The 20898-nt window shown below is 67.7% G+C and carries 9 protein-coding genes; 3 read left to right on the forward strand and 6 right to left on the reverse strand.

From position 1 onward, the window contains the following. The first annotated feature begins 277 nt into the window (after window positions 1-277). From QUE25_RS05085 to QUE25_RS05095, 3 genes are read left to right on the forward strand one after another with little or no spacing between them, the layout of a single operon-like run. Complete coding sequence (locus QUE25_RS05085; RefSeq protein ID WP_286268062.1) at window positions 278-3127, forward strand: helicase-related protein; 2850 nt, start codon at window positions 278-280, stop codon at window positions 3125-3127. After that, a complete protein-coding gene (locus tag QUE25_RS05090; protein ID WP_286268063.1) occupies window positions 3124-7053 on the forward strand; it encodes an Eco57I restriction-modification methylase domain-containing protein in 3930 nt (1309 codons plus the stop codon). Before QUE25_RS05085 ends, QUE25_RS05090 begins: the two co-directional genes overlap by 4 nt. A 50-nt stretch (window positions 7054-7103) precedes the next feature. Further along, window positions 7104-12344, forward strand: coding sequence for a DEAD/DEAH box helicase (locus tag QUE25_RS05095; protein WP_286268064.1), 5241 nt, complete (start codon window positions 7104-7106; stop codon window positions 12342-12344). Window positions 12345-12416: 72 nt separating this feature from the next. On the opposite strand, the gene QUE25_RS05100 is transcribed toward QUE25_RS05095, so the two are convergent. The 6 genes from QUE25_RS05100 to QUE25_RS05125 form a co-directional block, all read right to left on the reverse strand. Continuing rightward, window positions 12417-13484 carry a C40 family peptidase gene (locus QUE25_RS05100; RefSeq protein WP_286268065.1) on the reverse strand — a complete coding sequence of 356 codons (1068 nt, stop codon included), beginning with the start codon at window positions 13482-13484 and terminating at the stop codon, window positions 12417-12419. A gap of 35 nt (window positions 13485-13519) precedes the next feature. Further along, window positions 13520-16534: an SCO6880 family protein gene (locus QUE25_RS05105; RefSeq protein ID WP_286268066.1), complete on the reverse strand. Its 3015-nt coding sequence runs from the start codon at window positions 16532-16534 to the stop codon at window positions 13520-13522. Between the two features lie 14 nt (window positions 16535-16548). Then, window positions 16549-16782 carry a hypothetical protein gene (locus QUE25_RS05110; protein WP_286268067.1) on the reverse strand — a complete coding sequence of 78 codons (234 nt, stop codon included), beginning with the start codon at window positions 16780-16782 and terminating at the stop codon, window positions 16549-16551. Window positions 16783-17295: 513 nt separating this feature from the next. Further along, window positions 17296-18180 (reverse strand): IS5 family transposase, encoded by an 885-nt coding sequence (locus tag QUE25_RS05115; protein ID WP_425332741.1) that lies wholly within the window; start codon window positions 18178-18180, stop codon window positions 17296-17298. Window positions 18181-18302: 122 nt separating this feature from the next. Further along, window positions 18303-19778: a hypothetical protein gene (locus tag QUE25_RS05120; protein WP_286268068.1), complete on the reverse strand. Its 1476-nt coding sequence runs from the start codon at window positions 19776-19778 to the stop codon at window positions 18303-18305. Further along, a complete protein-coding gene (locus QUE25_RS05125; protein ID WP_286268069.1) occupies window positions 19775-20386 on the reverse strand; it encodes a hypothetical protein in 612 nt (203 codons plus the stop codon). Before QUE25_RS05125 ends, QUE25_RS05120 begins: the two co-directional genes overlap by 4 nt. Window positions 20387-20898: the final 512 nt, after the last annotated feature.

Below are 20898 nucleotides of genomic sequence, written 5' to 3' on the forward strand. Positions count from 1 at the left end.
TGTCAACTGCGCTCGCCCGGGACGCCAGCCTCAAGGCACGGCTGGCGAGCGAGCACCAACCGCCTCACGACGCTCGGCCAGCGATCCTCGGATGAGGCGACGAAGCTCCGAAGGGCTCGAGAATGCCAGCGACGATCGAAAGCAAGCTCAATGCCCCCCGGCGTTACGGCATCAAATCCAGGGCGTCGTTGACACGAGAATCCGGCCGCCCGGCGAAGTGTGACACCACGCCCTCGATAGTGTTGGGTGATCCAGACAGCTATCGAGGGGGATTACCGTGCTTGGATTGGCGGCCACGGGCGAGACTGGTGACCTGCTCGTGCCCGGCAAGGTCGTCCGCATGCGTGAACGCCTATGGCGCGTCGATTACAGGGACGGTGCGGTATTCAGCGCCACCCCCCTCGACGGTCGGGACAACACGCCCATGCGATTCCATACGCGCCTGGAAGACGTGCAGCCGGGCGCGTTGCCGTTCCCGGACGCGGCCACGGTCGGCGACGCGGCTGAACAGGCACTGCTGCTGGACGCGTACAAGTTCTCTCTGCTGCATGGCACCGCGCCTATCCTCGGCCTGCAACGCTCGCGGGCGATCCCGACCGACTTCCAGATCGTGCCGCTGCTGATGGCGTTGAACGCCGAACGGGTGAGGCTCCTCGTCGCCGACGACGTTGGCACGGGCAAGACTGTGGAGGCCGGGCTGATCCTGTCCGAGCTGCTGGCCCGAGGCCGCGCTCGACGCATCCTGTTGTGCGTTCCCGCGAACCTGCGGGACCAGTGGCGGGACACGCTCGACACCATGTTCCACATCGACGCGACCGTGGTCGCCGGCCACCTGCTACCCGCCCTGGAACGGAAACTCCTGCCCGGCCAGAGCGTGTGGGCCGCACATGACGTTGTGATCGCAAGCATCGACTACCTCAAGACCCGCACCGAGGAGGTGCTGGCACATCAGTGGGACGCGCTCGTCGTCGACGAGGCCCACCTTGCCGCGGCCCCACACGCGTTCGCGGGACGGTCGTCCACCGACATGGAGCGGCACGCGTTCGTGCATACCGCTGCCGCCCGGTGTCGGCACTTGCTGCTGCTCACCGCGACCCCGCACAACGGCTACAGCGACTCCTACCACTCCCTCTTCGAGATGCTCGACCCGACTCTGGTGACCGAGACCGCGTTCGGGCGCAAGCTCAACCGCACACGGGCACGCGAGTCCCATGTCGTCCAACGGCGACGCGCCGACATCGAAGCCTGGTACGGCGAGCGCGGCACGAAGTCGCCGTTCCCCGCCCGTAACTCAGATGAAGTGATCGTCTCCCTCAAACGGAGCCCCGACCTGAGGGCCCTCATCGACGAGCTGACCGGCTACACCGGCGACCTGTACGGCGCGTCCACGACCAGCATCGGCAAGTGGGTCGCCGCGCACCTGCACAAGCGGCTGCTGTCCAGCCCCGCCGCGTTCCGCGCCAGCATCGACAACCGGCTGAACGCGATCCGCCGCCAAGCCGCTCTCGACCTCGGCGACCAAGCCGCGCGGGCGGCGGCTGACGCCACCACCGATCAGGTGTTCACCGAGGACGACGAGCTCGACGCCGCACACTTGACCGCCCGCGTCGACCTGCCCCGCAACGCGGAGCTAGACCGCCTCAACACCATCAAGGACCTCGCTGCCCGGGTCACACCGGCAAAGGACCCCAAACTCGCCGAACTCCTGCGGCTCCTCCCAGAGCGCATGCACGCCCACCCGAACGCGCGCCGCGTGCTCGTGTTCACCAAGTTCAAGGACACCCTCGACTACCTGGAGAAGAACCTCTCCCGGGCCGTCGGCAAGGCGAAGGCAGGACTGCCCGACGGCACGCGTATCTTCACCATCTACGGCGACATGAACCTCGCCCAACGCAACGCCACCTTCGCCGAGTTCGAGGCCACGAAGCAGGCAGTGCTCGTGGCCACCGACTGCATCAGCGAAGGCGTGAACCTGCAACGGGCGTGCGCGGAGCTCATCCACTACGAGCTGCCATGGAACCCGAACCGGATCGAGCAGCGCAACGGCCGCATCGACCGGTTCCAGCAGCGCGAGCCGTTCGTCGGGATCCGCACGCTCGTCCTCGACGACGCCCTCGACGCGAGCCTGCTTTACCTGATCGTGCAGAAGTCCGAGCAGATCCGCGCCGACTATGGGTTCGTGCCCCCGTTCCTCGCGAACAGCGACATCCTGTTGTACCTGTCCGACCCCGGCACCGCGTTCCGTGCGAAACTCCGTGCCTCGGGGCACCTGCAGCCGACCCTGTTCGACGAGTCAGTTCTGCTGGATTCGGATCCCGAACTTGCCCGGCTCACGGAGGAGAGCGTCGCAGACACCGACGTGCTCGCACGCGTCAAGGAGGAGTCGTTCTACGGGCAGACTGGCATCTCCCTCACCGCGATCGAGGACGCCCTGAACGAGTCGCGCCAAGTGACCGGCACCACCGACCAGGTCGAGAGGTTCACCCTAGCCGCACTCCGTCACCGGCACGCGACCGTCACCACCCTCGGCAACGTGCACACCGTCACGTCAGCGCCCTCCATCGTGGACGACGTCGCCCCGGCCGGGCACAGGTTCACGTTCGACACCGGCCTCGGCGTGGACGACCCGACCCTCGACGTGGTTGACCTCGCGCACCCGCTCCTGCGCCGGCTCATCGACCTGACGTTAGATGAGGCCCGCCTCCCCGAGTGTCGTGGCCGGGTTGCTGCCCACAACGCCGTCCTCGACACCGGACGGGCGGCCGTCCTGCACGTCCTGTTCCGGTACGTCGCCAACGCGGACCCCCCCGTCTTGCTCGAGGAGCTCGTGCCCCTCGCGCAACGCACCAGCGACCCAGGAGAGGCTTTGGACTCCGCCCCTGTTCTGTCGGCCGAACCTGGACGCGGAGCGCCGTTCGTCGGGGACGTGCGCGACGATGCCGCCTTCACACTCTCCGACTCAGGCCTGGAGGCCCGGCTCGACCAGGTCGCCAAGCATCGCGCGAACATGCTCGCCGAACGGCACGGCCGGCTCACCGCGGCGTGGGCCGAGGGGCTAGCGGACGTGCAACCGACCTCCCACGACCTCGTCGCGATCACCCTCGTCTACCCAGAGGTCGCCCGATGACCGACGTCAGCCTCATCCACACCAGCGGTGGCCTGGTCGGTGACGTGATCACCGACAGCCTCCGCCAGCCCACCGTCGACGGGGATGCGAAGTTCCTCGCCGACCCGTCCACGTTCACCGGCCGCGACGGGATTTCACCCACCAGATCCCAGCTCTCCGCCGACCAGGAAGCCGCATTCCGGGCGTGTGTCGCCCTCTGGTCCGCATACGCCGCCGAACTCAACGGCGACATGGAGGTGTCCCGCCTTCGCGAGAAGCTCGTCCTGCCCATGCTCGACCTGTTCGGGTTCCGCCCCGTCTACCAGCGCGCGAAACTGCACGCCGGGGACCGGGCATGGGCCGTGTCGCACCTCGGCTGGGACGGCCCCGATGCTCCCCCCGTCGGCGTGGTTGCCGTCGCTGACCTCGACGCGCGCGAGAGCCGTGCCCGCTCCGCCCACGAGGAGCTCCAGGGCTATTTGAACGCCGCCACCGCCAGGTGGGGGCTACTCACCAACGGGCGGGTGCTACGGCTGCTCCGCGACTACCACCACACGCGCACCCGCGGCTACGTCGAGTTCGACCTGGCCGCCATGTTCGAGGCCGGCTCCTACTCCGATTTCCTCGCCCTCTGGCGGCTCTGTCACGCGTCCCGGTTCTTGCCCCAGACAGCGCCCGACTCGGGACCAAGCGACACCGAATCGGAGGACGGGAACGAGGGCGACGACACCGACGACGGCGGCGACACCGCGGCGTCCGACACGCCCGAAGGCCCGGACAGCTCCCTGCTGGAACGGCTCCACGCCAAAGCGCTCACCGCCGGCGTCGCCGCCGGCAAACGGCTCCAACCGCAGGTCCGGCAAGCCATCAGCCTCCTCGCGAACGGCCTACTCGAAGGGACGCCGGGCCTGCGGGACCGGATGACCTCGAACCCCGACATGGGCCGCGACCTGTACCGAGAACTGCTCACCGTGCTCTACCGGGTGCTGTTCCTCCTGTTCGCCGAACAACGCGGCATGCTCAACGGCGCCAACCCGCTCTACGACGAGACCTACAGCGTCACCCGGCTCCGCTCCACCTCCACGACCGGCCACGCCGAACCACGCCGCATGGACCTGTGGGAAGGGCTGAAGACCACGTTCCGGGCGTTCTCGGACGAGGACGACGCCGCGGCACTCGGCGTCTACCCGTACAACGGGTTCCTGTTCGATCTGACCCGAACCCCGCTCACCACCGCCGGGCGTATCGCAAACACGTACCTCACCCGAGCGCTGCAATCCCTCACCACCGTCACGGTCGGCGGCACCAGCATGCACGTCGACTACCGCAACCTCGGCGTCGAAGAACTCGGCGCCGTGTACGAGTCCCTGCTCGACTACACCCTCGCGGTAGCCGGGACCGCGACCCTGGACGACGACAACAAGAGAGTCGCTCCTGGGCAGGCGTACCTCGCCCGGATCAGCATCGAACGCGCCGACCTCGCCTCGTTCTACACGCCCACTGACCTCGTAGACCTCCTGCTCACCCGCTCGCTCGACCCGCTCATTGAACAGCGGCTCGCGGACGCCGGCGACGACCCGCAGGCGCAGGTGGCCGCCATCCTCGACCTGAAAGTCATCGACCCCGCCTGTGGCTCCGCCGCCATCCTCGTCGGCGCGCTCGACCGGCTCGCCTACACGGTCGCGAAAGCCCGCAGCAACCCCCACGAGCCCCTCCCTCACGACCTCGCGCACGCCCGCCGCGAAGTGCTCCAGTCGTGCATCTATGGCGCGGAGAAGGACCCCTTCGCGGCCGAGCTCGCCAAGGTCGCCCTGTGGATCCACTGCGTCGTCCCCGACCAGCCGCTCACGTTCCTCGACCACCACATCGTCTGTGGTGACAGCCTGGTCGGCTGGCCGCTGCTGAAAGTGCCCACCCGCATCGAAAACGCCGCCTTCCAGGTCACCGGGGTGAAAGGCCCGTTCGGCAGCCGCCTCACGCGGGCACTCAACGACAACAAGGCATTCACCGCCGGGTACGGGGACCTATTCCAAACCGACACCGTCGAGTTGACCCTGACCCTCCCCGACGCGCTCCACGGACCAGAGCAAACGCCGGCGCATGTCCGCGCCAAGTCGCAGGCATTCCGGGACTGGCAGGCCAGCCCCGAGTACGCCGTCTGGAAACAGACCGCCGACATCTGGACCGCCGCCCACTTCTGGACCGACGGGGACACGCACGCCATCCCGACCAGCCGCGCCTACGCAGCGGCCCTGGACGGCCACCCCGACCCCAACACCGCCGCGGTAGCGGCCAGCATCCTCGCCGACATCAACCCCATCCATTGGCCGCTCGCCTTCCCGGAGATCCACGCCCGGGGCGGCTTCGACCTCGTGATCGGCAACCCACCCTGGGAGCAGTACAAGGGCGAGGAACAACCGTTCTTCCGACAGCACCTGCCGCGTATCGCGGCCATGACCAGCGAGACCCGCAAGAAGGCCATCGCCGACCTCGAACACACCAACCCCACGATTTACGCCCGCTGGAAGACCTACCAGGCGGGACAGGGCAGGCTCGCCCACTTCGCCAAGTCCAGCGGCCGGTACACCCGCACCCCGAACGAGGCGAACACGTACGTCTTGTTCACCGAGCTCGCCGCCGACTCCAGCTCTAACGTCGGACTCATCGTCAAGTCCGGCATCGCCACCGACGCCTCGCAGTCCCCCGTGTGGAAGCGGCTCCTTGACCGGGGCCGCGTCCGCGAGGTCCTCGACATGGTCAACCAAGAGACCTCGGGCAAGCGCGTGTTCCCGGCGGTCGCCGCGGTCGAGCGGTTCTCCGTCCTCTATCTCGGGGAGCCGTCTGACTCCCTGCCGCGCGCGTCGATGCTCAACTTCGGCGTCGCCGAGGCTGTCACGAGCACCCCGAGGTCCTGGACGCGCACTGAACTGCGGACCATCTCGCCACGCACCGAGACGCTACCCTCGACCGCCGACCCGGCCGAGCTCGCCCTCGCTCTCGAGCTGCAGGACAGGTTCCCGACCCTCGACTTCTCCGAGCGCCACGGCGAGAACCCGTGGAACCTCAAATACGCCGGGCTGTTCCACTCGTCGGCATCGAAGGCGAAGGGGTGGCTTCTGCGCGGTCCGGCACTGGAGTCCGCAGGGTTCAGGCTCCACACAGACAAGCACTATCGCCACCCGGACGGGCGCGAGGCGCTCCCGGTCTACGAAGGCCAGATGGCGAACCGGTGGGACCACCGAGCGCGCACGTTCCAGGGGTTCTTTGGGAAGGATCGTTACGGGCGGAAGCCCCACATCCCATGGGTCACCGAGGAGCAGCACGCCGATGCGTCGTTCGAGGTCGAACCGCGCTACTGGATGCACGCGCAGATCGCCCGCGAGCGGCTGGACGATGTCGTAGGACGCGGACGTGCGATGCTCGCGATGAGGGATATCGGGGCTGTGTGGACGAACAAGCGGTCACTGCGGGTCGCGCTCATGGAGCCGTTGCCCGCCACTCACACTCTCCCCGTCCTCGTCACGGACAGCGCCAAGGTCCTCGGAGCGGCCGCGCTGCTCAACTCAATGACCCTCGACTTCCTCGCCCGGATCCATATGCCAGGCGGCCACCTCACTCCCTGGGTGCTGTCCCAATGTGCCGCGCCGACGCCATCGGACATCCCCTCCGAGGTGGAGGCCGTGTCGGCCGCTCTGAGCGTCACGACCGCCCGGCTCGGCGCGTTCCTCGGCCGACAGCCCACCCGATGGGACGCTGGAGAACGAGAGCTCCTCGACGCCCGGTCGGATGCCCTCATCGCGCAGGCGTACAGGCTCACGCTGGCCGAGTATGAGGTGGTCCTGAACCACTTCAAGCTGCTTGAGAAGATCGAGATGCGCGAGGTCGGGGAGTACCGCAGCAAGCGGCTCCGGCTGGAGGCGTTCGAGGAGATCGGAGGGGGTCGCTAATGCGCCCGTTGTCATTGGTCGCTGGGCTCCGCGAGGGATACGCGCGGTACGTGGACTCGTTCCAGTTCTACAAGAACCCGGCGATCCGAGACTGGGTAAGGGGCAAGCGCAGGGAGGGCCGTCTGCTCTACCGGGAACCGTTCCTGACGTTGGCGAAGCCGTTCGAAGACGGCGCTTCCCTGCAAGCACTGGTGGACGACGGTGTTCTCGACTCGGGTGTATTGGGGGTGTTCACTAGGAAGCCGGGCGACCCGGGTTCTGGACCGGTGTCGCCGTTCGCGCATCAGGAGCAGGCGGTCCGGCAGGTCATGGCCGGTCACAACACGGCGGTGACCACGGGGACCGGATCTGGCAAATCGTTCACGTTCTACATGCCGATCGTGTCCACCGCGCTATCAGTCGCCGCGGCCCGGCAAGTGGGGGTGCTGCGGCGTCCGGTGGCGGTGATCATCTATCCGATGAACGCGCTGGCGAACAGCCAGTACGAGGACATCGCGGCCCGGCTGGCGGGCACTGGGCTGACGGTGTGCAACTACACGGGCAGCCTCAAAGTTACCGGCGAAGCAGCGTTGAAGGACTTCAAGCAGTTGACGGGCCGGGACACCCCGTACGACAGCGAGGTGATCGATCGGGGCACGCTGCACACCAAGGGCTGCGACATCCTGCTCACCAACTTCAAGATGTTGGAGTACGCGCTCGTCCGCAGGGAGGACGCCGCCCTGTTCGACACGCTCGGCGATGAGGGCCGGCTGCGGTACCTCGTGCTGGACGAGATGCACACCTACTCGGGCCACCAGGGTGCCGACATGGCGCTGCTCGTCCGCCGGTTCAAGGCACGGACGGGCACCGCTGGGACGCTGCGGTGCGTGGGCACGTCCGCGACGGTCGACTCGGGTGATCCGGCGGAGGCGCGTGCGACGATCGCGGAGTTCGCGGGGCGCCTGTTCGGTGAGCCGTTCGACCCGGACCACGTGGTGGGCGAGTCGTACGGGAAGCAGGAGACCCTCGACCCAGCCGGTCTGTACCTGCCCGATCAGGTGATCGGGGAGGACGCGTTCGCTGTGGCCATGTCCGCCGAGACGGACGAGGAGGCCGCCGACCTGTTGGGCGCGGCGTTGTTGGATGGGCCGGTCAGCCCGGACGCGGTGCGCGCGAGCCGGCCGGTCGCGTGGGTGGAACGCGCCCTGTGGGGCGGGGTCGTGTCCTTCACCGAGTTGGAGGATCGATACCTGGCGGAGGTCCGGCCCGGCTTCTCGCGCGAGGACGCGCGGCGGGAGATCGAGGCCGCGGTCGTGCTGGGCTCCTCGGTGAAGACCCCGGGTCCGAAGGGCGACGACGTGGGCCTGCTGACCCCGAAGGCGCACGCGTTCTTCTCCCAAGGGCTGCCTGTGACCCGGTGCCTGCGGTCGACAGACCTACCGCACCTGTCCGAGCAGGGCGAGTCCACGTGCCGGCAGTGCGTCGAGGACGCCCACGTGGAGGACGTGCCCTCCTACCCGATCGTGTTCTGCCAGGCGTGCGGACAGGACTACTACGTCGCACAGGACGACGGCCACCACCTGCTGACACGCGATTTCCTCGCCGCGGCGGAGAACGGGTCCGCCGTGTACGTGATGACGGACGAGTGGGACGAGGACGCCGTGCCCCTCGACCCGAACGACGTGAAGAAGGACGGGACTGCGCGGAAGGGCCGCGAGGGTGCGGTGCCGCGAAGTCGGGTCGTCTGCGGAACGTGCGGCGAGCTCGGCGCCGGCTGCGGCCACGACACGACTGTGGGCGCGGTGACGGTGACGGCCCCGCTGTTGCTGTGCCCGTCCTGCGGTGTCCGCTACGACGGGACCCACTCGGAGTACAACAAGTTCTTCCAGGTCGGCACGGTCGGCAGGGCGACCGCCACGGACGTGCTCGTGGAGGCCATGCTGGACGAGCAGGACCGCACGCCGAAGCCCTCGGTGATGGCGTTCACGGACAACCAGCAGGACTCGTCGTTCCAGGCGGCCCACCTGCGTTCCATGTCCCGGCGGTTCCACGTCCGCCGGGCCCTCGTCGGCGGGTTGGTCGCGAAGGGCGCGATCACGCCCGCCGACGCGCTGGACACGGGCGAGGTCGCCGACGCCGCGTACAAGGCGATGGAGGCCACGAACACGGTGCCGCCGTTCTCCCGCGCCTCGGGCGAACAGGCCGGGTTCGCACCGGACGCCGCGTCCGGGAAGGCGAAGGGACGATACCTGCGGTACCTCAAGACCGCCGTGCTGTTGGAAACCAGCGGCGGCCCTCGCAAGTCGCAGCCGAACTTGGAGGACACGGGTCTCGTCGTCGTGGACTACGCCGGATTTAGCGCAGGGCAGGTCGCGTCCGTGGTCGCCGGGCTCGACGGCTTCCCCATGATCCGCGCGTACGCCGAGTCCGACCCCAACCTGACCGAGGACCTGTTCCGGGTCATTCTCGACCTGGTCCGCCGCGACCACGCCGTCGCCTCTGACAACGAGGACGGGCCGTCGGCCGCGTTCGTGGAGCCGGGCCGGTTCAACAGCGACGTGCTCGAACAGCTCGACACGCGCTGCTACTTCCACTCCGGCCAGGAGATCCCTCTGCGCCGGACCGTGTTCCACGAGAAGCGCGACTCGAACCGGCGGATCAACTACCGGCGGCTGGCCGGGAAAGTGAATGTGGACGGGTCGGACGCCCCGCAGACCACGAAGCTCACCCGCTGGCTGAAGGCCGAAGCCGGGCTGCCGCAGGACGCGGCCGGCAGCGCTGCGGCGAAGACGATCATCCGGGAGGCCGCCGCAGTCCTCGCCAAGTTCGGGTACCTCGTGACCGCCGAGGACGGGTACGTCCTCAACGAGGAGAAGGTCCGCTACTGGCACACCCCGGACGCGCAGGGGTTCCGGTGCGTCCGCTGCTCGGCACGGTGGAACCTGTCGAGGCCACGCGCATGCCCGCGATGCGTGAAGTCCAAGGTGCAGGAGGACCGGCCCGGCCGGGACGACTTCTTCCGCGCCGCATACCTCGCCCCGCTGGACGAGAAGGTGAAGGTCGAAGCCGAAGAGCACACGGGCAGCCTCGACGGCGACCAGCGAAAGGTCATCGAGACGCGGTTCAAGGACCAGGCCGCCGACCTGAACGTTCTCGTGTGCACGCCCACGATGGAGCTCGGCGTGGACATCGGCACGCTGTCAGCGGTCTACATGCGGAATGTGCCCCCGTCGCCCGCGAACTACGCCCAACGGCAGGGCCGCGCCGGTCGTGCCGCGCAGCCCTCGGCTGTCGTTACCTTCTGCGCCGCCCAAGGCCGGGCCGCGTCCCACGACCAGTACTTCTTCAAGCGGCCTGAACGGATCATCGCCGGCAAGATTGCCGCGCCCCGGTTCCTGCTGGACAACCGCGCGCTGGTGGAGGCCCACGCGAACGCCATCGTGCTCGGCGCCTACGCGCAGGTCCACGGCGACCTGCCGAAGGAGATCGACGCGTGGACTCGCCTTGACGAGGGCATCGGCGGACTGAACGACGAGACCCGCGACCAGATCGCCGGCTACGTCTCGGGCCACCGTGAGGCGCTTGTCGCGTCGATCGCCGGTGCGTTCGCAGACGTGCTCGACGAGGCGGACACGGTCACCGAAGCTGATGTGACCGACATGGTGGACAGGTTCGTGGACAGGCTCGACGCAGCCATGGCGGCGCTCGTGGACTACTCCGCAGAACTGAAGACCGAGCTGGACGAGCTGAACGCCCAAGGCGACAAGGGGCAGCTCGACAAGACCGGGAAGCGCCGCCGTGACGCAGTGGAGGCAATCCGCGGGTCCATCCGCCGCGGCGAAGGCGACTACCACCCGCTGTCGTGGCTGGCGCAGCGCGGTTTCCTGCCCAGCTACGCGTTCCCCCGGAAGGCGGTCATGCTCCGGTTCAGCGACCGGGAACGCGCACGCGTCCGATCGCGGTCGATTGCGTTGCGCGAGTTCGCGCCGGGCAACAGCATCTACCACCTCGGCAAGCGTTATCAGGTGACCAAGGTGGCGTCTGGCCGGGACGCCGAGGCGAACACGGTCCCCGTCTACCTGTGCACGTGCGGTCACTACCTCGAACGAGACGCTGTTGGCACCCACCAGAAGTGCCCGTCTTGCGACCAGCCGCTCACGGGGGATCGGAAGTTCGACAACGCCATGCCCGTGGCCGACCAGTTCGCAGTCCAACGCGACAACGTGGGCGCCGACACCGAAGAACGACTCCGTCAGGGCTACCAGGTCGAGTCGGCGTACAGGCTGCCGAAGCTGGGCGTCCGTCAGGGACTCGTCCATGCGGCAGACGGCACCGAGCTCGCGGTCACGTTCGCGCGGGCTGGGCATGTCATGCAGGCCAACCTCGGGTTGATGCGCTCGAACGGCAACTTCAGCCTTTGCGCGCGTTGCCGGCAGTGGAACCCCGACCCGGTCGACCACTACAGCGCTCAGAGCGAGTGCCTGCCCGTCCAGGACAACCTGATCCAGAACGTCGTCATCTTCAACGACGGCCTGCACGACCTGGCCCTTCTAGACGTTAAAGCCCCCGGTGGCGCAGACCCGGACGTGTATGCGTACACGCTCGCGTATGCGCTGATGGCCGCGATGGGAACCCACTTCGGCGTCGAGGAGTCCGAACTCAACGGCACTGTGTTCCCCGTCCCCGGCCAGGCGCAAGGCCGCCGGATCCTGCTTTTCGAGACCGACGAGGGCGGTATCGGCGTCCTCGACCGGATGACCGACCCGGCCGCGTGGCAGTCCGTTGCCCGCCGAGCACTCGACATCCTGCACGTGAACGCCGACGGGACCGAAGCCGACGACGCATGTTTGGAGTCCTGCTACGAGTGCCTGCGCAGCTTCTACAACCAGTGGCACCACGAGAAGATGGACCGCACACTCGCAGTCGACCTGCTCCGCGCGCTCGCTGACCGGACCGAACTCGACCTGTCACCTGCGTCCGCCGACTGGGATGACGTGATCTCCACGTTCGACTCCAAGACCGAGGAGAACATGGTCCAGCTTCTGCGCGATGCCGGCATGCCCGCCCCCACGCAGGCCCACGTCGGGCTCCCGCACGGTCACCCCGTCGCGTCCGCCGACCTGTTCTACACCGGCGACGGCCTGCACCTGGCTGTATTCCTCGACGGCGGCGTCCACGATGGCAAGGTCCAGACCAAGATCGACGCCAGCCGTCGGCAGCAACTGAAGGACCTCGGCTACAGCGTCCTGGAAATCCACCACAACCAGGTCGAGATCGGGATCGAATCCCTCCGGCAACGCCTCAATCTGTAGTCGGCGTGCTCGCCTCGACGAGCTGGCATCCCCGGATGAGCGGCGTCTCGCGAAGCGCGGTGGGTGGGCCTCCTACCCGACGAACCGGACCACGCGCCACACGAGGCGGCTGTAGTACCCGGTGGTAAGGGCGTCCAAGGAAACGCCGCTGCCGTCGGAGTTCACCATGCGGCCGTCGCCCATGTAGATGCCGGCGTGGAACACGCGTCCTCCGGGCGTGTACGAGAAGCCGATCACGTCTCCCGGCCTCATCTGCGCGAAGTCCCTCGGGATCACCTGGCCGCCGGAGTTGTAGGTGATGTCGTGGGCCAGGTGTGGCAGGCGGATCCCGATCTGGGCGTAGGCGTACAGCACGAGGCCGGAGCAGTCGAACCCGGTGACGACGCGCCCGTCCTGGCCGCCGGGTGAGCAGCAGATTCCGGTTGAGGGTCCGCTGGGGGTGCCGCCGCCCCAGCTGTAGCGGGTGCCGAGCCAGCGGAGGGCGGCGTTGACGGCGTCCGTCGCCGGGCCGGTGCCGGTCAAGGGTGTGCCGGTGGTGTCCGTGTCGTCGGTGACGCACGGGTTCTCGGCGACGTCGCCACCGCTGTAGGCGGCCGCGTAGTAGAGGACGTCATTGACGTACCAGAGCGCGTGGTTGTAGGCGAACAGGGCCTTCCGGACGCCGTCCGGCCCCAACAGCGCACCCGAGGCGACCAGGTAGTTGGCCGCGGAGTGGATGCTGTCGGCGTCGTCGGTGATGACCGCCCCACCGTCGCCGTTGCCGTCGACCCCGTAGGAGGCGAACGTGGCCGGCATGAACTGCATGAGTCCGCGAGCGCCGGCGCTGGAGGTGGCGTTGTTGCGGCCGTGGTTGGTCTCCTCCATGCCGACCGCGGCGAGCAGCGTCCAGGGCAGCCCGTACCGGGTCGCGGCTGCCTCGTAGAGCGCGAGCACGGCGGCGGGGATCTCGGTCGGCGGGTTGTGCAGGCTCGCCTGACGAGGGCTGCCGGGCTGCGGCAGACCGATCGCGGACGCCGGCGGGGTGCAGGTGTTCATTGCGACCGCCCGGGTGGCGAGCGTCGTGACGAACAACACCAACGCGAGCGGGACGGTGAGCAGGACGCCGAGTGAGAGTGCGAGGGTCCAAGCAATCGCCTTCATCGTGAGCTCGTTTCGGTCATTCTTCCCGCGAACTTCTAGCGAGCGCCGTCGATGGCCTGGTTGGTGTAGGTGAACGCGGCGGCGGCGGGGTGCAGGACGGTCTGCACCTTGTAGATCTGCTTGCCGACGCACCACAGGGCGCGTCCTTTGCGCTGGGTGGCCCAGTCGGCCATCAGGTGTTCGGCGATCGGGCCGAGTTCGAGCAATTCGGCGAGTTCCCGGGCGACGCTGGGGTCCTGCCCGTGGAGGATCTTCAGGTCCGCCAGGTTCAGCAGCTCCTTGGCAATCGCGGTCGCGGCCGAGGTCGACTCGCCGACGGTGAGCATGTCGCCAGGCTTGTGGCCGACGACGAACTGGATCTCCCCGTCACGGCGAGAGAACCGCATGTCGGCGTCCAGGCTCTTGACGGCTTCCAGACCGAGGCGCATCTGCTTCCACATCTCGTCGCGGATGTTGATCCGCAGGTCCCCGGGCGCCTTGATCTCGCGCATGGCGCGTCCCCACGAGGACAGGCAGGTCAGCGCGATGCCCATGGCCTCGTCGCCGAGAGGTTCGAGGCGGGACAGCGAGAACGACTGGATCGGTGCCGTCCAGTCCACCGCGATGGTGGTGGGCGCGTCGAACAGGCCGGCCAGCGCCCCGGTGACCAACTGGCCGAGCGCGTCGCGCAGCAGGCGTGTCTCGTCAAGGAACTGCCGGGTCGACGAGTACCGGCATTCGGTGACGAGCTGGTCGGTCGGGTTGGCGAGCAACTGCCACAGGGCGGGGATGGTGGTGACGTGCAGGGTGTGGTGCCCGTCCAAGTAGCCGGTCAGCTGGGCGAGGGCGGACTCGACGACGCGGGCGTCGGTGGGCCCGAACGGGACGCGCTGCTCGCCGACGAACTGGGAGCCGACCAGCCCGCGGATCAGGGTGAGCCAACGCCGGAAGATGATCCCGGCCCGGCGTTGTGCTTCGACCCGGTCGAGGGTGTCCCACCCATCGCCCAGCGGGCCGAAGTCGAGGGGGTTGATACGGGCGCTCATGCCCGGGCCCACGGCGAAGGGTTGGACGCCGAACGCGCGGCACAGGGGTTCGTACTCGTCCTTCGGGTCGCCGAGGACGAACACCTTGTAGCCGAAGTCCATCATCAGGGTGGCGAAGTTCTTGGTGTTGGTGGACTTGCCGCCGCCCGGCTTACCGAAGGTGATCACGTTGGGGTTCGTGACGGGGACGGTGTCGTCGAGCACCCAGCCGAGCGGATCGGCGTAGAAGCTTCCCCCGGAGAGTTCGTCGATGCCGATCTGCGCGCCGGTGGGCGGCAGGGGCGGGTTCGCGATGAACGGCCACCACGCAGCGGCCTGGTCGCTGGTCATCCGGTACTGGACGACCGGGGTGCGGGCTGGGTTCCAACCCCGACCCGGACGCAGCTGGCCTCGGCGCGGCGACGCGTGGAACAGGTAGGGCTCCTTGCCGGGCCGTTCGGGTTCGGGTTTGGTGGCTAGGTCGTGGCCGAAGTCGGCGAGCAGCTGGGCGGTCGAGCGGCCGCGGGGTGGCGTCCTCATTCGTCGGCCTTCCTGGTGAGACCCAAACCCAGGGGCAGGGTGGCGGCGGCGAAGCCGGCGTCCTGGGCCCGGTCGACGCGCAGGGGGGGCGAAGCCGGCACGCCGGACGGACGCGTCGAGGCGGCGTCCGAACTCGGCGACTCGCATGGTCTTGGCGACGGTGACGCACGCGACGGCGTAGGGTCGGGTGAGGGCGTGGCCGGAGGCGAGCTTCGCGTCGAGGCGGTGGGCACGGGTGACGTTGGCACGGTCGCGGGAGCGTTGCCGGATCTGGAGGCGGCCGCGGAGCCCTTCGCCCATGTCGGCAGCCCACTCGCCGGAGGCGGTCTGCCGGTCGGCGCGGCTGAACGGCAGGATCGGGAACACGACCGTGTAGCTGCGCCGCTCCCCCGGTTCGGACGGCGTGAGGACTGGCGCGAGGGCGCCGAGGCAGGCGCCCCGGTCGGGGAGCTTGATGGTGGAGCTGATCGAGTTCCAGGCGTCGTGGGAGTAGTGCCGCATGGTGGTGTCGGCGCCGGAGGGACCGGCCATCGCCCACGGCACGTCGGTGCACACGGCCTGGTCGGTCTGGTGGGCTGCGAGGGCGTCGATGATCCCGGCTCGGTCGGCGGGCGCGAACCCGGTGCGGACGGCGAGCGCCAGCTGGGGTGAGGTGAGCCAGGCGACGTCGGTCATGCCCATGCCACCGCGCAGCATGGCGGAGATCTCGTCGGCCAGGGCGTACAGGACGCGGGTGCGGCCCTCCAGGCCGCCGCCGAACTCGCGGGCCTGCTTCGCGATCCGGGATTCGGGGACCACGAAGCTCACAAATGCTTCGGTGCGGACGGCGGCGCGGGTCAAGGCGGTGGCGAGTTCGTCGTTCATCCGGCGGGCAAGTTCGGGGCCGTCCGGACGCCGGTGCGCTGCGATCCACTGCTGCCGTTCGGCGCCGTCGTCCGGGACGGTGCGGACCAAGAACACCACGTCGCTGATCAGGGAAGCCCGCGCGGCGACGTCGAGCAGCTCGGTCAGCCCGCGTCCGTACTGGTCGCGGCGGTCTCCCTCGGCCATCCCGACGCCGGGGTGCCGGATCGCCGCGGTCATCGCCCAGGTGCGCAGGCCGTGGTCCTGGATCACGGCGTACCGGGTCTGCGATGGACCCTTCGGGGCGCCGTCATGGACCTCAATGCCGGTCATCGCACCGGGCAGGTCAGCGTTCTCAAGTGCTTCGGCCTTACCCGTGGCGGCCTTGCTGCGCCACGATGTCCACCCGAGCGCCTTGCCGGCGGTGAAGCTGAGGCTCGCGAGAAGCCAGCCGGTGGCCGATCGGCCGCGGACGGGGACGACGACCAGCACCGTCACCACGGCTGCGATAGCGGCGAGCTGGGCCGCGAGCAGCCAGCGTTGCTGGTTCGCGGCCACGAACACAGGGATGACCGCGAGGGTCAGGGCCGCCAGCCGGGGGCCGGTCAAGCCGAAGAAGAACCCGACTCGGTCCGGGCCGTAGTCGTCGTACACCGCAGCCATGACGTCGCCCGTCGTCAGAAGCTCAGCGCGACGCCGGGTGGCGTCGCGAACGGGAGCGGGACGTCTGCCTCGGCGTGGTTGCCGACCACATCCACGGCTTGGGTCTGCTCGAGTTCGGCGACGCGGGCCGCTTCCGCCTGCTGCGCGCGGGTGCGACGGGCCTCCATCACGCGCCCGTCCTCGAACAGGAGTGGTGACTGCGTGTCGGGTACGTCGAAAGCCGGGGAGTGGTAGGTCCAGTCATCCATCCGGCGCCTCCTGTCGAGCGTGGCCACACTTGGGCCATCCACACCACTTAACGGCGACGTGGGACGTCTCGTGGACAGTCCCAGGCTGTGGTGGTGCTGGGTGCGGTGGCTCAAGACTCGCGTCCCCGTGAAGCCCAATAGAGAGGTGTGCACGTGCGGAGTACACCTGACACGATCAGCAGCCCCGGTTTTCAGACGGCCACGGTTCTGTCATGCGCGCTCGGCGGATGAGAGTGCCTTGTTCGGACGAGGTTGTCGTCCAGCCACAGTTCAACTGACGTTGGCCCGTCGCGAGCGCACTGTCCGATGTGCTGCCGCGAGACCGAGCGGCTACAGATCCAGCAGCAGCGCCAGGAAGGCGTGACCAAGTCGAGGATGGCCCGCGACCTGGGCTTGAGCCGATCCCCGCTGCACTCGATGCTCACGAGGACCCGCCGGTACGCGAAGCATGGAGAAGCCGGCAACTGACCGGCGAGCCCCCGCCGTTGGCCAGTTGTCGCCGCCTAGGTCGTGTTACGTAAGTCGTTTGAGCCAGTCGTTGATTACTCCGATGCGGAGGGTGGCGGTGTAGCGGACAGCGAGTTTGTCGTAGCGGGTGGCGAAGGCTCGTTGGTGTTTGAGCTTGTTGATGCCACATTCGACCGCGTGGCGGTCCTTGTAGGTGGTTGGGTTGAACGCTGGCGGGCGACCGCCCCGGCGGCCACGGCGTCGGCGGTTGCGGGCCTGGTCGGCCGGGGTCGGGATGGTGGCTTTGATCCGATGATCACGTAGCCAAGCCCGGTTGGCCCGTGAGGAGTACGCCTTGTCGGCCAACACGCGATCGGGACGCCGGCGCGGTGCCCCGACCGGGTTGGCGACCTTGATCGCTTCCAGCACGGTGGTGAACTCCGGACTGTCGCCGGCTTGGCCGCCGGTGATGTGGAAGGCCAGCAGGCCACGGTCTTGGTCCACGGCCAGATGTGTCTTGGTGGACCAGCCGCCCCGGGAACGACCGAACCCGTGATCGGCGGGTTCTCCGGAAACCCGTTCGACCGAGTCACGTCGAGCACCAGCGGCGTGAACGTGCCCACGACAGCTGGTGGAGTCCACCGAGACCTGCCATTTCACCTTGCCACGAGCCTGTGCAACGGCTCGCAGCGTGTCCTCGATGTGTTCCCACACCCCGCGGATCTGCCAGGTGGCGAACAACATGTAGATCCGTCCCCAGGGTCCGTACCGGTCGGGGACATCGCGCCATGGGCATCCCACTCTCGCTCGGTGACGTATCCCATCGATCAGCTGCCGTAACGGCCATTTGCGTGGCCGTCCCCGTGCTGGGGGAGTTGGCAGCACGCTCTGGAGGAGGGCCCACTGAGCATCGGTGAGGTCATGACGGCGGGCAACATCTACGATTGGCACGAGGACTCCCGGGGAAGTAGGAGTGACTAGATACCAATCCGTCTACCCCGGGAGCCCTCCCACCGTCAGGACCGACACGCCAGCCGCCACACCCTCGTCGGACACCACTTTCGAAACACGACCTAGGTGTCGAGGTCCTCGTCCATGTCGTCCAAGTCGTCGAAGGCAGGCTGGCCGTCATCTTCGTCATCATTGGCTGCACTGGTATCGGAGCCGACTGTCAGGAAATCGTTGAGGGCATCTTGCTGCTCGTCATCCATCGGTACAAGGAGGGTAACGGAGGTGAGCAGCACGTGTGCGAGCAGGGTGTCGCTCTTGGTGACGCCGATGCCTGTACTGCGAGTGAAGTCGATGGTGATGCGGCCTGTGGGCGTGGTGACCGTAGCCTTGTCGACCATGGCCGAGGGCATGCTGCTCGTAGCCGCAGCCAGGACATCCGAGTCCGTCGTCCCGCTGTCATCGCTGATCGCAAGGCGCGTTCCGCCGACGCTGGCGCTGACGGAGGCAACGGAGGCACTCTGGGTGCGCTCGACGTACTCCTCGACCAGGATCCCTGCAGCCGGCTTCTTCAGACGCGATTCGATCAGCTTGCCGGTACGGGCAGCGAAGGCATGGAAGCCGGGTCCGCGCAGGGTCAGCGCAGGTGGCGTCTGCGAGACGGGGAGGTCCACGCCCCACCTGAGTTCCGGCGGTTCCTTCTCGTCAAGGAGGCGCATGTCGACGACGTGGCAAGCGCGTGCTCGAAGTACGTCGAGGTTGGCGTTGACGAGGTGCTGGAAGTTGTTCGTGCGTGCAACGTCGGCCGTCGCGAGCTCGAACAGGTGCTCGATGGTCAGGTTCCGACCCACTCCTCGCCAGAACCCCTCGTCGTCAGTGTCCATGAGTTGAACCAGGTAGAGCAGGGGCAGGCTTCCGACGTCACTGGACAGCTCGGCGTCTCCGGGGTACTGGTCGAGGCGGGATCCGCCTCCCTCCCAGACTGCTTGCACGACGCGGTTGAGCCGGCGCGCCTGCCCTTCTCCGAAGAAGTGCTCAATGGTGTTCAGCGCCTCGCGCGTGCCCGTAACTTGGCCACCCGCAGCATCGGTGAACCCCTTGGCGAACGTGTCGGCGAGGTCACGGGCATCCGTGGATCCGACAAGTGCACCTCGGCCAGCGTGAGCGAGGGAGTTTCGCAGCATCCGGTCCGTGGGCGCGGCGGACTCACGGGTCGTCAGCTCCTCGACTGCCGCTGGAGTGGTCAGCAGGACGTCGGCCTGTCGGCTCGTCTCGTCGAGACGGTCCTCGTCCGACTCGGATAGTTCGGGTGTTGTCAGGCCGAAGATCAAGGGGTCGAGCTTGTCGAGCATCGAGATGTCCTGCCCAAGCTCGGGAAGGTTGTCGGTGAAGCGCAGGAAGACCGGGCGCTCCACGTCTTTGGCCCATCTCAACACCATGTCGGGCGCGTACGTGTGGTTGAAGTAAGTCGTGATCTTCACAGTGGCGCTGGGGTCGAAGGCCGCAAGGGCTCCGGCGATAGCCTCCTTGACCCTCTTCTCCGACTGGTGAGGGTCACGTTCGTGGAGGGCATCGATGACGTGCTGTTCGAGGGTCGTCATGACCCCGACGCCTTCAGCAACTCGTGGTTGTGGATGAGCCCGAGGTGAACTGGGTCGGGGACGAGGGCTTCCTGCTTGTCGCTCAGCACCAGAAGCCACAGACGCTCGGCGACCTTCGCACATACCTCGTCGTCAGCAAGTTCCTCGGCGTTTGCGCCGTCGGCGAAGACCCGCTTGGCGTTGGCGATGACGGCGGTCTTGACCGTGTCTGCCGAAGTCAGCTTGTCCCACGTGGTTGCAGCGTGCGGCGACCACGAGATCCACATGAAGTTGTCAGCCAGTCTGGGCATGGCCAAGTAGGCGACGTAGCACTTGGCCAAGAATTCGCGATAGTGCGCGGGGAGATCCCCTGAGTTGGCGTACTTCTTCACCTCTGCGTAGAACATCTGCCCGTGGAAATCGCCGTATCTCAGCGTGCCGCCAAGGTCGAATGAGAAGGACTCCCCGCCTTGGGGCCAGTCAAAACTCAACTTGTCAGCAGCACCCTTGTCCGGGTTGACCCAGCAGGCATCGACCCTCGACGTGGATTCGAGCCATTGCTTTGCCCGCCGCGCCCCTTGGCGGCCCAATTCGTGCAGAGACTCGCCCCGCTTGATCGCCTCACCCATAGGCGCCACGTTAGTGGCCGGACGGTGTCGCGGCCGGGATGAAGGCTCATGTCGGAGAGCCACGGTGTCCATGAGCCTCACGCTAGGAGTCGGCTCCGACAGTCTTCGCCCGTTGGGATTCACCGAGGACCAGATCAACGAGGCCGAGAAGGCATCGTCCACAGCGGTCAAGGATAAAGCTCCAGCAGCGCGAGGCGGCCGTGGAGGCACGACTCCTAGGCGGGTTTGGAGCGGGCGCGCGGGAACTTCGCATGACCGCGAACTCGCGCTGCTGACGACCCCCGCAGCTCCCGGCATCTGGATCCTTTCCTCGACAGGTCGACACGTCCGCTCCTCCGGCAGAGTCGTGATGTGACGACACGCCCGCCGTCTGGCCTGGTGACGTCCGCCCAACAGGCATCTGCGGACGTCCGACCACAGGCATCATGTAGCCGGCGGGGGTCCAGAAAGACCCCATCACTGTCCGTCTCTGTGCCACCCGAGCAAGGTCAAACCTCACTCCGGGACTGGGT

The organism is Brooklawnia propionicigenes (assembly GCF_030297015.1).
Classification (GTDB): domain Bacteria; phylum Actinomycetota; class Actinomycetes; order Propionibacteriales; family Propionibacteriaceae; genus Brooklawnia; species Brooklawnia propionicigenes.